The sequence below is a fragment of the Roseofilum acuticapitatum BLCC-M154 genome (genome assembly GCF_030068475.1).
GTDB classification, from domain to species: Bacteria; Cyanobacteriota; Cyanobacteriia; order Cyanobacteriales; family Desertifilaceae; genus Roseofilum; species Roseofilum acuticapitatum.
The window spans coordinates 15,862-28,216 of sequence record NZ_JAQOSP010000087.1 but is presented as its reverse complement, the minus strand read 5'-3'; the positions used below and the strand labels follow the sequence as shown (position 1 = coordinate 28,216).

Here is a 12,355-nt window from a genome sequence, read left to right as displayed (position 1 = left end):
GAATGGGGGAATGGGGGAATGAGGGAATGGGGAATCTCCCTATTTGGCTATCTTCTAAACGGGATTTTGGGATTGACGCAGGGGATGGAGCATTTTTAGAGCGAAGAAGACACCGACACTAATTGCTGCCATTCCCACCAGCCATAGACTGGCAAAGAGGGGTTGGACATTCAATTGCGTCATTTGATAGAAACTGGTGGCGACGATGTAGGCTAAACCGGTTGTCCAGGAACCCACGAAAATTGTCCATCTTAAATTGGTTTCCCGGTAAACGGCTGCGGTGGCGGAGACACAGGGAAAATAGAGCAGCACGAAGAGCAGATAAGCATAGGCTCCGGCTTGACCATCAAAGCGTTGCACCATGGCTCCAAATGTGCCTACAGTGACTTCTTGTTCTGATGAGGCAGTTTCTAGGTCTGTGGTATCGCCAATGTTTAATCCTAGGGGATCGAGTAAGGTACTGGGAAGTTCGGCTAAGTTGGCGGGAATGGTGGCGAAGGCTTCTTGAAGACCTCCCCAGAACTCAAAGCCGCCTTCTGCTTCGGCTAATTCGGGATTATCGGCGATCGCCAGTTGTCCGTAAATAGAATCAAGTGTGCCTACCATGGCTTCTTTGGCAAATACACCGGTAAAGAGACCCACGGTAGCGGGCCAATTCTCCTGGGTAACGCCCATAGGAGCAAAAACGGGGGTAACAGATTGACTGGCAGCACTGAGGACAGAGCGATCGCTATCTTGGTTGCCAAATGAACCATCAGTGCCTAAAGAGTTGAGTAATCCCAGAATCGTCACCATGATTACAATGACTTTTCCGGCTTTCCACAGGAACGCTCGCAGCCGATCCCAGGTGCGAATCATTACGCCCTTGAACCGGGGGATGTGGTAGGGAGGCAGCTCCATAACAAAGGGGGAAATGTCGCCTTTGAGGATGGTGTTTTTCATGACTAGCCCGGTGAGGATGGCGAAGGCAATGCCGAGCAGATAGAGGCTAAAGACGATGTTTTGTCCGCCGATAGGAAAGAAGGCGGCGGCAAAGAGGGCGTAAACGGGAAGCCTTGCGCCACAAGACATGAAGGGGTTCATGAGGATGGTCATGAGGCGATCGCGGGAATTTTCTAGGGTGCGGGTGGCCATAATTGCGGGTACGTTACAGCCAAAGCCGACTAACATGGGTACAAAAGATTTTCCGGGTAAGCCCACAAACCGCATCATCCGATCCATGACAAAGGCGGCTCTTGCCATATATCCTGAGTCTTCGAGTATGGATAAGAAGAGGAACATGAAGGCAATTACGGGGATAAAGGTGGCGACGGTTTGCACCCCACCGCCTGCACCATCGGCTAAGAGGGCGATCGCCCATCCGGGGAAGTTGAGGTTTTCTAGCAGTTGTCCAAAGCCATCGACAAAGAGTGTACCGGCAGCGATGTCAAAGAAGTCAATAAAGGCACTGCCGATGTTAATCGTAAATAGGAACATCAGATACATGATGCCCAAGAAAATGGGGATGCCGAGCCAACGGTTAAGGACGATGGCATCGAGCTTATCGCTCATGGACTGACTGACTTCTCCGGTGTGCTGACTGGCTTCTTGCGCCACATTTTGAATAAAGCTATAGCGACTATCGGCGATTAGAATATCTATGTCTTCTCCTAAAACTTGATGAATGGTGCGCCGATGTTTGGCGATCATTTCTGTGAGTTCTGGAGTGACGATTTCGCCTGCTCCCCGTTGATCGTATTGCAGTAAGCTGAGGGCAGTCCAGCGCGGTTCGACGATGCGATTGGTGGTTACTTCAGTGAGATAGGGGACGATTTCCGCTAAGGCATCTTCGATGACGGCTGGGTAGCCGACGTAACTGGGAGAATGGGTTAAGTTTTCTAGGATTTGAGCGACTAAGTTGACTAAGGGTTGGATTCCTTGGCGATCGCTGGCTACAATGGGAATGATGGGAACCCCCAACTTCTGAGCCAATTGTTGACCGTTAATCTCTATACCTCGCTTCTGGGCAACATCCATCATATTGAGAGCAATAATCATGGGGAGGCGCATTTCCATTAACTGGGTAGTGAGATACAGATTGCGCTCTAGATTAGAAGCATCAATGATATTAATGACCAGTTGCGCTTCTCCAGAGAGTAGGTAATCTCTGGCTACTAGCTCATCCATCCCAGTAGCACTTTCTTCGGCATCCAAGGAATACACCCCTGGTAAATCTACGAGGGTAATGGTGGATTCATGGACTTTAAACTGCCCTTCTTTGCGATCGACTGTAACCCCCGGCCAGTTTCCTGTCCGTTGGTTGGCTCCAGTGAGGGCGTTAAAGAGGGTGGTTTTTCCGCAGTTGGGATTGCCAATTAAGGCAACAATGGGTTTGAGCATTGTTCAATATGGGGGGATGGGGGAATAGGGGAATGGGGGGATGGGGGAATGGGGGAATGGGGGAATGGGGGAATGGGGGATTGCCCATTACTCATTACTCATTACTCATTACTCAGTCCTCACGCAAAGGGCTACAGGCTTTCCACTTTTAGGGCTTCGGCTTCTTGTTTGCGTACACTTAAATGAAAACCTCGCACGAGAATGGCTACGGGATCGCCGAGGGGGGCAACGCGAGTGATGGTGAATTCTGTTCCTGGGGTGAGTCCCATGGAGAGGAGTTTGCTTTTGTAGGCGCGATGGGTGTTTTCGTAGCCGATGATGCGCCCTTTTTCGCCTACACTCAGGTCTCCTAAATGGAGTGTGGAGGTTGGGTTTTCCATATCTAGATTGGGGTGTAAGGATAGGTTGGTTTCGGTGACGATGACTCGTGAGGCTAGACCTGCCCCTAAGCCTAAGCGGTTATCGGCGATCGCCACTACCACGGAGCCACTACCCTGACGACTCAGAATTTGGAGCTGAGATCCTGGGGTAATTCCCATGGCGAGTAGGCGACTGATTCCTCCTTTTTCCCGAAACCCCCTCACCCATACCTGTTGTCCTGGTCGTCCTTCACTCAGCAGGAACCCGCTATTTTCGGAGATTTCTAATTCTGCTGGTGCTTCTGGGCTGGCATTGACTCCGAGAGAGTCATAATGACCGTGGTGATGTTGTCCTCGCCCTGGGGGGCGATCGGGGCGCTTCTTCCCACCCCATCCTTTGATCCAACCTAAAACTTGACTGTGGTTCATCATAGTTGCTAATAATTCTCATTTAGCTTGCAGGATTAGTTTACCCTTATATCTATTCATAAGCAAGAAAATTCTCAATTAGGACAAGGGTTGGAAAATAGCAGTGAAATCGCGACCATGTTACCGGTAGTTGCTCGATTATGAGTCGCCAGTCGCTTGCCATGGGAAATTAGGCCAAAATTTCTGCAACGGCAAACTGGATATCGGGAAATAATTGTACCGAAATTTCTCCTTTTTGTAAGCGTTGCACCTGCTGATAGCCTTCTGGAGCCGGTTGTCGATAGATTTCTAAACACTGTTCAGGAATATTGAGCAGCCAAACTTCAGGAATTTGAGCTTGTGCATACAGGGGAATTTTGATGTCGCGATCGCCCCGAAGCGTTGTATCTGCCACTTCTACCAGTAAAAATATATCCTCCGGCTGCGGATGTCCATCCCGGTAAAAATCGGCACGGGGACGCAACAGGCATAAATCTGGCTCTGGCTCAGAGGTATTATCTAACACAATTGTATTTTGTCCTCTTACCCATACCCGTTCGCCTAATTGCAATAAAAATAACCGAGTCAGGCGATCGACGTAAGAGGCATGAATTGGGGTAATACGGGACTTTTGGATAATTTCTCCTCGGATTAATTCAGTGCGATCGCTCTCAGGCAAAATCCCAGTTGTACCCATCCGGTGGTACTCGTCTACCGTAAATAACCGCTTCAATAGGACTGACATGGCTCTTTTTCCTATAACCTTAATCTCAGACTAAACCCATGTCCTATTTTACTGGGGATGGTGGGGGTATCCTATAAGTGTTGTAGTCCCATCCTGGATGGGTACAATGACGATAAGACTATTCAGCAATTACTCACCCGTTACCCTATCTACTATCACTCCTGGATTGTATGATCAATACCGATCTTCTGTATCAGCGATTAGACATCACGCCCGCTCAACTCCTAGAGTTTTGCCAAAAGAGCCATATTATTGAGTTGGCTTTGTTTGGATCGATCTTACGAGATGATTTTCAATCTGATAGTGATGTTGATGTACTGGTTACTTTTGCACCAGAAGCTAAAGTTAGCCTTTTACAGTTTATTGGTATGGAACAAGACCTAGAAGACCTACTTCACCGAAAAGTTGACTTAGTACAAAAGTCTGCTGTTGAGAAAGATTATAACTGCATTCGTCGTCGTGCTATTTTAGAGAGTTATCAGGTGCTATATGGAGCGCGATCGCTCATATCTTCATGATATTTATCGCTTTGCTAATCAAATCGTCCAATTTGTTGAACCCTTGGATGAATTGAGTTTTGCCGCAGACGATAAAACTCAGTTAGCGATACTTTATGCTCTTTCGATTATTGGAGAAGCCACGAAGAAACTCTCTCCAGAATTCCGGACTCAACATGCCACTATCCCCTGGAAGCAAATCGCAGGTATGAGGGATAAATTAGTGCATGATTATCGACAAGTAGATATTGATATTATTTGGGAGGTAACCCAAACGGATATTCCCAATCTGATCGAAAAAATCCAACTTCTCTTGTCAGAGACGAGTTGAGGGGCATTACTCATAACTGATGAGAGCGCTGTATCCTATAAGTGTTGTAGTCTTAACCCGGAAGTAGCTTTGAGTCAACCCAAACTCTTGCAGAGCGGCACACCTTTCTATCGCCCCCTAGCCGCTATTCTTTTAGGGGGGCAGGCGATCGCCCATATTCTGGCGGGAAAGATTCATCGCCGCAATACCCTAGAGCAGATGGTGAACGTGGGGCCAGCATCTTTGGCGATCGCCGTTATGACCGCCATTAGCGTTGGTTTTGTGTTCACCATCCAAGTTGCCCGCGAATTTATCAACTTTGGAGCCACTGCTGCTGTTGGTGGCGTTCTTTCCCTTGCTCTGGCTAGGGAACTCTCCCCCGTCCTCACTGCTGTCGTTGTGGCTGGGCGCGTTAGTTCCGCCTTTGCTGCTGAAATTGGAACCATGCAAGTGACCGAACAAATCGATGCCCTCTACATGCTCAAAACTGACCCCATCGATTACCTAGTGATTCCCCGATTAGTTTCCTGCTGCTTAATGCTGCCCCTTCTGAACTTGATTGCGCTGGTGGCGGGTATTGGCTCCGGCTTATTCATTGCCGAAGCTCAGTACCAGATACCCTACTCCGTCTTTCTCTCCTCGGTGCAAAGCTTTATGACTCCCTGGGATGTGTGTAGCTCTGTGATTAAAGCCTTTATTTTTGGCGCTCTAATTGCGGTCATTGGCTGTAGTTGGGGACTGACAACTACAGGAGGGGCAAAAGGTGTGGGTAAATCGACTACCACCGCCGTCGTTATTTCTCTGCTCTCTATTTTTATGACTGATTTTGTCCTTTCTTGGATCATGTTCCAAGGTATGGGCACATCTTCGATTCAATAAGCGTAATCTATTACTACTTCACCCGCCGTAATAGAAGCGAATTTCCTTTTCCTTCAAGGGAGCAAAATCCGCATCGAGTAACATTTGGTTGAGGTCATCCTGGGGTAAGTGCTTGGCTCCGATGCGAACAATGCGCGATCGCATGGTATTACTGACTCCACTGCGTTGGCGATCGCCTTCCAAACCCATCACTTTATGATACAACTCTAACTTGGCTGGGGGTATGGGGCTACCATCTAAATCAATGCCTTGGGCGATCGCCGCATCTACTGCATCTGCACCCGTTGTTTTCTGTTCTTCTGAAGTCATTTGTATCATTTCCTTTTGATTAAAATTCAGTCTACAATAACCCAAAATCCGCAGTCAACCCTTTAATTTTTAATATTTATATCAATTTATGTCTTACTGCTTAAACCCCCATTGCAGATTTCCCCAAAATCCCCAGATTGCTGCCCGTGCTGATGGGAGCTTAAGGGTTTGGGATTTAAGTCCCTTGAAGATCAGACAAACCTTGAGAGAACATATCAAAGACATCAATGCGATCGTCATGAATCCTATTCGTTCCCTCATGGCGACCGCAAGCCGTGATACCACCATTAAGATTTGGATCGGGGACTAACTGGGAATAATGATATCTTAATTCAATACACAATTGACTCGCCTGTTCTGTCAGCTCTTTGAGTTGTGCTGGATCTGTAGTTCGCTTAATATCATCAAGCAAATACAAAATCTCACTGAGCCTTTTATAGGTTAACTGTCTTTCTTCCAGAAGCATTGCCGGATGAATACACATAGGTCATAAAATCAACAGTCTTTTTATATAGTCTTGCTGAAAAAAAGTCAATTGACCTCATCTTATCGGGTGAACTAAGTGGATGATTTTTTCTATTTTTCCTCCTGAGTGGCTACCGAGACATCCGTATATCGCGGTTTAGCATCCGTCTCAGCCATGTACCCCCCTCATCCCCCTACCCGAAATTGCTTGAATATTCAACAAATGATTTAGGATAAGTATTTGTCTATTATTTTTTGATAGTTGTGCAACTCGGAACTCTTTACGGCATTGGTATCGGTACAGGCGATCCAGAATTGATTACCCTCAAAGGCTTGCGGCAACTGCAAGACGCGCCCGTGGTTGCCTTTCCCTCCGGACTCAATAACCAACCGGGTGTAGCCGAAACCATCATCCAACCCTGGCTCAAACCGGAACAGATTCAACTTCCCCTCAAGTTTCCCTATTTACAAGATGAAAGCCTTCTCCAGCAAGCGTGGATACAAGCGGCTGAAAAGGTTTGGGACTACCTTAATCAAGGGCAAAATGTGGCCTTTGCCTGTGAAGGGGATATCAGTTTTTATAGTACCTTTAACTATCTGGCCCAAACTCTGAGCCAAAATCATCCTCAAGCTCTGATAGAAGTGATTCCCGGTATTGCCTCACCGATGGCAGCAGCAGCCGTTTTGGGGCTTCCTCTGACTATCCGGGATCAACGGCTGACGATTTTACCGGCGCTCTATCATATCGATCGCCTAGAAGAAGCGTTAAACTCTTCAGAGGTGGTGGTGTTAATGAAAGTGAGTTCGGTTTATGAGCAGGTGTGGCAATTGCTCAAAGAACGAAATCTATTTAAACAAGCCTATATTGTCGAACGAGCCACCCAACCCAACCAAAAAATCTATACTCATCTAGAACAGTTTCCCCAACTCTCCCTCTCCTACTTTTCTCTGCTGATTATCATGGGTAATGAGTAATGAACAATGAACAATGAATAATGAATAATGAATAATTGGAGATCCCCCAATCCCCTATTCCCCATTCCCCATTCCCTATTCCCCTACTATGACCTACTCTCCCCTATTTCCCCAGCAACGCCAACCCCTTCTTCAACCCTTTTGGATTGCCACGATCGCCTCGGTTGCCTTTCATGGTCTATTGTGGATTAAGATCCCCATCAGAAGTGGCAGTCCGAGTAATTCCCTGGATACCGTTGATTTAGTCGAACTCACTCCCGAACAATTACAGCGCCTACCCAATCTGAATAGCCCTTCCCCACTGACTTTACCCCCCATTAATCCTGAAGCTTGGCAACAGCCCCCGCTTCCCAACCTTCCGGCTGATGGTTCGAGTGCCCAAAATCCGTCTTCCTTTGTCTTACCCCCACCCCGTGCCACCCTAGAGTTACCGCCGCCTCCCGTGTTGCAACTGCCGCCAATCTCTTCGACTTCTCCTTATCGAGAGCCGTTAATTATACCGACTTTACCTCCGCCGCCGCCTTCGAGTCCTCCGGTGTATGATGATGCAAATCCTTTGCCCGTTTTGCCTCCACAAGATCTGGATTTAGAGATTAATCGGTTAGCACGGAACCCAGAAGAAGAAACTGAAACTCCTGCACCTCCAGAACCTACGGGAGAAGAACAGGAGCCGTTAGAAGAGACGGAGCCGGGCGTATTACCCGATAGAATACCAGAGGCGGCGATCGCCGATTTGCGTCGTCGGCAAGAACAATATCGCCAGCAAGCCGAAGCATCAGAGAATCCGGAAGCAGAGGAAACCCCAGAACCAGAATCTTCTCCTGTTGCTGCCGTTCCCCCAGAAGAGGCAACCCCAGAACCTGACGATCCCCTGTTAGCAGAAATTCAAGCCTTGCAGGAGGCGATCGCCTATAATCCAGAAGGAACCAGCGATCAAGAAGCCACCGCCGCCCTAGAATCCTGGTTTAAAAACATTCCCGATCGGTATAAAAATGAAGACAATACTTCCGGTTGGAAACAGAAAGAGTTAAACTTGCCCCTACCCGAACTGGCTTGTCGAAGCCAATTGCAAGGACGAGCCACCATTGGCGTATTAGTGAATCCTGAAGGCGAAATTATACGAGAAGCCAACTTAATCCAAAGCACAGGATATGCCCTTTTAAATCAGGCTGCATTAGAAGCTGTCGAAGCCCAAGTTTTTGAAGCCACAGAGCAGCATCAACTCTACCTACTCAACGTCACGTTTGAACCCCTAGACACTTGTGGTTAATGTCAACTTGACCCACTTGGAACAACTCAATATTTTTTCTAAGCTGTGAGAGAAATTTGTTAGACGTAATTCTGACCAAAATTGAAGCAATCAAGTCTCGGTGGATTGTCTTCTCTTTAGTGTAGAGCATCTGCTTACATCGCTTGTGTTCTTGCTTCAGGTAAGCTAAACAATCTCCATACACTCCCTTATTCACCAGTATGCCTAAAATTTCGCGGTACTCATTTTCCTCGATCCCTTTATACCTCAATTCCTCCAGTCGATTGCGTTCTTGAGAATTTGCCCTTTGAGTCATTAAATAAACAGCGAGTGTCAACTTTCCATTAATAAAATCAGAAAATTGATCCTGATAGGGTTTTTCCAATTTTGACAGGCGCTGTACCGGGAGAGCAAAATCACCAAAATCATTCGCTGCCTGAGTTGCAGCTCCATAAATAGCTCCCATTTCATAGAGCAAATCATCGGGTTGTCCTGCAATGATTGATCCGGCGAAAAAACAACTACCGTAGAACACGCCAGAGAGCAATCGGCATCGCTCCTGATAAGCAGTTAGGAATTGCGCGTAGTCTGGATATTCCCCTATTTTAGATACTTGTAGATCATGAATATCCATTCTCTGACCCAGATAAACTTGGTGGTTTATTTTGCTCAACAGTGGGATCAAAACTGCCATCCCATAATCATCTAGAATCTGCTGTGCAATTTCTCTCAATTGAAATCCAGCAATGACCAATTTTCGCTTACTATCAATCGTCTCATAGCCATGCTTCTCATCCAGAAACCAGTTGATGACATAAGTTGAACAGTTGAGAATCTCAAAACTAGCGCAAACCGGAATAATCTCTTGCCAGTTTTCCCCGCCATTAATTTCATACCCCATGCGGATTTGTAGATCCCGTAATCTTGGGTGACCGTACCGCTTTAAAGGCAATTGTTGCGCTTCTTCCGGTAAATTTTCTGTATACTTCTTAATCAATACGTCAGTTGCTTGGGAGGTTTGAGTCATTACCTCGAAATACTGATTCATTGAAAACTCCTTTTTTGGTAGATATGGTATTCACCATTGTGATCGGAAATCGATCTTAGTCCAACAGAGTCTAGAATTTTTTCTACATACTCCAAATCAATTAACCGCATTCTGATCTGTTGTTCTCCTACTAAGTTACCCAAATGATACCCTTGATAATTTAAGATTAAATATTGCCGATCCTCTATCAACTCTTTAGTGACTGTTCTCTCAAATAACATCTCGTTGTCTGCCTGCTCAGATTTGGTATGATTGGCATTAGAGGAAATAATGATTAAGCGTCCTTGATCGCATAAGTGTGCTGCCACTCGTGCAAAACTTTGCTCAATCGTCTTGAGATCCAAAATGTGGCTCGCCAGCCACAGGGTATCACCATCATTAACAAAAGCCCAAGCTCCACCACGGGAATAAGCAAGATCAAACATTTGGTTAAGATGAAGATTGCTGATATCTTCGCAGTAAAGAGTAACTTTAGAACCTAAGCATTGTTTGGCTTGAGTCAGTAAAGATGAGCTTGTATCTATGCCAACTATGTCAAGATCCGGTCGTAACTGAAGAATTTGCTCTACAAGTAAGCCAGTTCCAATTCCCACATCTAAAATAGTTTTGGCATTACCGAAAAGGTCAATGAGATCGGTTGCAATTGCTTTATAATCTCGATTCCGTTGCACAAAGGCATTATAAAAAGTGGACATGCCTTTATATAGGTCATTGGGCATCATAAAGGTTGGGTATATTCTTTGATCACTTGAATCTTAAACTAGGAAACAAATCTAGTAAAGCATTTAAGATATTCAGGGACAACTCTACTTAGATCTTTTTTGTATTAAATTAGCTAAAGTGCATGAAATTCCTTAAATTCTCTACCCTCGCCCTCCTCTTCCTCGGTTTGCTAACCGGGACTCATCCTACCCCCTCTGTTGAACACCAATCCCCCGTTTCAGAAGAAGAAGCCTCTAACTTTTCAGCCAGAAGTCTTGCCCTGCGGCAACAGATTGCTTCCCAAGATTTAGAAGACCTAGAAATCTGGTGGCAAAAGCGGGGTATAGGTGACCCCCATAAATACCTTTTGCCGGTCATTCTTGCCCGTCTGTCGCTTCCCAATGAATATAATGCCGAAACGACCTGGCAAGCCCTACAACGGCTCAATGAAGCCAAAACCGACCTCTATCACTTCCGCAGTATTTTTGACATTCGTATTTTGTTTCAGTTTGGCGCAAATTTACCCCCAGCCTTAGAAGCGGACTATCGCAGCCAACTTGACAGCAAGCGGGTAGAACAGTGGAGTGAGGGAGGAACCGAGAATCATATGTTTATGCAGCGTGTTTCCGGGTTAGCCTTGATGGATGGTAGCGGTTGGCCGATGGCTTATCCGGCAACTGAGGCGACGAATGAGGCTTGGTTGCGATCGGAAATTAACAAGTTTCTCACCATTGGCCAAGGGGAATTTCACTCCTCTACCTATTATGGCTATGCGATCGCCGGATTACTCAATCTCTACGACTTTGCCCAAACCCCAGAGCGCAAAGCCTTAGCTAAAGCTGCCCTAGACTGGTTAGCCACCAACATGGCTCTGAGGTTAAGTTGGGGAACCGCAGGCGGTGCAGAAAGTCGCGGCTTTGACCGAGGAACCTGGGATCAGAGCGGATTAGCGGCTGTAGCTTGGGTGTGGTGGGGAGACAGCCCAGAAACAGCTAAACGGATGAAATCCAGCGCTGCGAGAGTAGGACTTCCGGCCGCCTTGAGTACCTATCGCCCTCCCGAACATTTAAGGAACATTGCCCAGAAAAAGATTACCCTACCCTTTGAACTCAAAGCCAGCCATCCCGCCTACTATTCCTATCACCAAGATAATCAGTTTTGGGAAACCTTTTATATCACCCCAGATTACAGTTTAGGCACACTCATTAATCCTCGTCGATCCTATCAAGTTCAAGGGACAATTAATGCCCAGTATGCCACCTATAAATTAGTGGTTCGAGACCCCAAGGGCCAAAACAATGCTGTTATCTCTCTAGGGGGCACTTACCACAGTCCCATGGCTACCGGTAGTTCGCCCGGCGATCAATATTGGCAACATCAAGGAACCGTTCTCTATCAACTGAAACTCTCTCCCGAAGATCTAGCGGCTGGAGTTCCGCCCTTATCTCATCTGGTTTTACCCTCGCGTTATGGGCAACCCCAACGGTATCAAGGCTGGTATATTTGGCAAGTTGAAAAGACTTGGTTATTAGCTCATCCCTGGGGAGAACGTATTGAATGGCACTCATCTGTCTCCGAGAAGAGGGAAGCATCAGACTATCAAGTGCTGGCGGCCCATGGTATCCATACGGCTTGGATTACTGAAGTGGTGTCTACTAGGGATTATCCCGACTTCAGGCAATTGACACAAGCCTTAGACCAAACCCAGCCGCAGTTAAGCCAAACCCGTTTAAGCTACCAGAGCTTACTTAAACCCAGCGAACAGGTTTTAGACTCGGCCCAATTATCTTTAACTTATCTACCCAAAAGGGGTAAAGGACAAGGTACAATTAACGATAGGGTGCAAAACTTTAATAACTGGCCAGTCCTGGACTCTCCATTAATCCAACAATTCTTAAACGAAGGCAGTTTAGACTATGCAAACGGCGATCGCCTTTGGCAGTTGCAAAGTACACCCACCGTCCCCCGATGGCGCACGGATTAGGACATGCAGAGATTGGCCATTCCCAATTCCCAATTCCTGACAATCA

Annotated in this window: 13 protein-coding genes; 7 read left to right on the top strand and 6 right to left on the bottom strand. The window is 46.7% G+C overall.

Annotated elements, in window-relative coordinates:
* Nucleotides 1–54: 54 nt before the first annotated feature.
* The 3 genes from feoB to PMG71_RS12835 form a co-directional block, all read right to left on the bottom strand.
* Nucleotides 55–2,379: a Fe(2+) transporter permease subunit FeoB gene (feoB, locus tag PMG71_RS12845; protein WP_283754093.1), complete on the bottom strand. Its 2,325-nt coding sequence runs from the start codon at nt 2,377–2,379 to the stop codon at nt 55–57.
* 131 nt (nt 2,380–2,510) lie between these two features.
* Nucleotides 2,511–3,170: a FeoA family protein gene (locus tag PMG71_RS12840; RefSeq protein ID WP_283754092.1), complete on the bottom strand. Its 660-nt coding sequence runs from the start codon at nt 3,168–3,170 to the stop codon at nt 2,511–2,513.
* Nucleotides 3,171–3,336: 166 nt separating this feature from the next.
* Complete coding sequence (locus tag PMG71_RS12835) at nt 3,337–3,891, bottom strand: Uma2 family endonuclease (protein ID WP_283754091.1); 555 nt, start codon at nt 3,889–3,891, stop codon at nt 3,337–3,339.
* A gap of 170 nt (nt 3,892–4,061) precedes the next feature.
* On the opposite strand from PMG71_RS12835, the gene PMG71_RS12830 reads away from it, so the two are divergent.
* The 3 genes from PMG71_RS12830 (at nt 4,062) to PMG71_RS12820 (ending at nt 5,577) form a co-directional block, all read left to right on the top strand.
* The gene (locus PMG71_RS12830; protein WP_283754090.1) at nt 4,062–4,409 is read left to right on the top strand and encodes a nucleotidyltransferase family protein; all 348 of its coding nucleotides are present in this window, start codon (nt 4,062–4,064) and stop codon (nt 4,407–4,409) included.
* A complete protein-coding gene (locus PMG71_RS12825) occupies nt 4,381–4,719 on the top strand; it encodes a HepT-like ribonuclease domain-containing protein (protein WP_283754089.1) in 339 nt (112 codons plus the stop codon). The genes PMG71_RS12830 and PMG71_RS12825 overlap by 29 nt, the downstream gene beginning before the upstream one ends.
* 69 nt (nt 4,720–4,788) lie before the next feature.
* Complete coding sequence (locus PMG71_RS12820; RefSeq protein ID WP_283754088.1) at nt 4,789–5,577, top strand: MlaE family lipid ABC transporter permease subunit; 789 nt, start codon at nt 4,789–4,791, stop codon at nt 5,575–5,577.
* Nucleotides 5,578–5,595: 18 nt separating this feature from the next.
* On the opposite strand, the gene PMG71_RS12815 is transcribed toward PMG71_RS12820, so the two are convergent.
* Nucleotides 5,596–5,886: a small RNA NsiR4-regulated ssr1528 family protein gene (locus PMG71_RS12815; RefSeq protein WP_283754087.1), complete on the bottom strand. Its 291-nt coding sequence runs from the start codon at nt 5,884–5,886 to the stop codon at nt 5,596–5,598.
* A gap of 88 nt (nt 5,887–5,974) precedes the next feature.
* On the opposite strand from PMG71_RS12815, the gene PMG71_RS24135 reads away from it, so the two are divergent.
* The 3 genes from PMG71_RS24135 to PMG71_RS12800 all read left to right on the top strand — a co-directional run bounded on the left by PMG71_RS24135 (nt 5,975) and on the right by PMG71_RS12800 (nt 8,596).
* Complete coding sequence (locus PMG71_RS24135; RefSeq protein WP_430541010.1) at nt 5,975–6,196, top strand: 4-Cys prefix domain-containing protein; 222 nt, start codon at nt 5,975–5,977, stop codon at nt 6,194–6,196.
* A gap of 419 nt (nt 6,197–6,615) precedes the next feature.
* Nucleotides 6,616–7,326, top strand: coding sequence for a precorrin-2 C(20)-methyltransferase (locus PMG71_RS12805; RefSeq protein ID WP_283754085.1), 711 nt, complete (start codon nt 6,616–6,618; stop codon nt 7,324–7,326).
* 88 nt (nt 7,327–7,414) lie between these two features.
* The gene (locus tag PMG71_RS12800) at nt 7,415–8,596 is read left to right on the top strand and encodes an energy transducer TonB (protein WP_283754084.1); all 1,182 of its coding nucleotides are present in this window, start codon (nt 7,415–7,417) and stop codon (nt 8,594–8,596) included.
* On the opposite strand, the gene PMG71_RS12795 is transcribed toward PMG71_RS12800, so the two are convergent.
* Nucleotides 8,565–9,602, bottom strand: coding sequence for a polyprenyl synthetase family protein (locus tag PMG71_RS12795; RefSeq protein WP_283754083.1), 1,038 nt, complete (start codon nt 9,600–9,602; stop codon nt 8,565–8,567). The two genes, PMG71_RS12800 and PMG71_RS12795, sit on opposite strands and share 32 nt — an antisense overlap.
* 17 nt (nt 9,603–9,619) lie before the next feature.
* Nucleotides 9,620–10,345, bottom strand: a complete 726-nt coding sequence (locus tag PMG71_RS12790; protein WP_283754082.1) for a class I SAM-dependent methyltransferase — start codon at nt 10,343–10,345, stop codon at nt 9,620–9,622.
* Between the two features lie 122 nt (nt 10,346–10,467).
* Here PMG71_RS12790 and PMG71_RS12785 point away from each other — a divergent pair, with 122 nt between their 5' ends.
* The gene (locus tag PMG71_RS12785) at nt 10,468–12,309 is read left to right on the top strand and encodes a hypothetical protein (RefSeq protein WP_283754081.1); all 1,842 of its coding nucleotides are present in this window, start codon (nt 10,468–10,470) and stop codon (nt 12,307–12,309) included.
* Nucleotides 12,310–12,355: the final 46 nt, after the last annotated feature.

Coding starts and splice junctions, on each gene's coding strand:
- PMG71_RS12825 (WP_283754089.1), top strand. CDS start 4,381: ATGGAGCGCGATCGCTCATATCTTCATGATATTTATCGCTTTGCTAAT.
- PMG71_RS12785 (WP_283754081.1), top strand. CDS start 10,468: ATGAAATTCCTTAAATTCTCTACCCTCGCCCTCCTCTTCCTCGGTTTG.
- PMG71_RS12815 (WP_283754087.1), bottom strand. CDS start 5,886: ATGACTTCAGAAGAACAGAAAACAACGGGTGCAGATGCAGTAGATGCG.
- PMG71_RS24135 (WP_430541010.1), top strand. CDS start 5,975: ATGTCTTACTGCTTAAACCCCCATTGCAGATTTCCCCAAAATCCCCAG.
- feoB (WP_283754093.1), bottom strand. CDS start 2,379: ATGCTCAAACCCATTGTTGCCTTAATTGGCAATCCCAACTGCGGAAAA.
- PMG71_RS12800 (WP_283754084.1), top strand. CDS start 7,415: ATGACCTACTCTCCCCTATTTCCCCAGCAACGCCAACCCCTTCTTCAA.
- PMG71_RS12830 (WP_283754090.1), top strand. CDS start 4,062: ATGATCAATACCGATCTTCTGTATCAGCGATTAGACATCACGCCCGCT.
- PMG71_RS12790 (WP_283754082.1), bottom strand. CDS start 10,345: ATGATGCCCAATGACCTATATAAAGGCATGTCCACTTTTTATAATGCC.
- PMG71_RS12795 (WP_283754083.1), bottom strand. CDS start 9,602: ATGACTCAAACCTCCCAAGCAACTGACGTATTGATTAAGAAGTATACA.
- PMG71_RS12835 (WP_283754091.1), bottom strand. CDS start 3,891: ATGTCAGTCCTATTGAAGCGGTTATTTACGGTAGACGAGTACCACCGG.
- PMG71_RS12840 (WP_283754092.1), bottom strand. CDS start 3,170: ATGATGAACCACAGTCAAGTTTTAGGTTGGATCAAAGGATGGGGTGGG.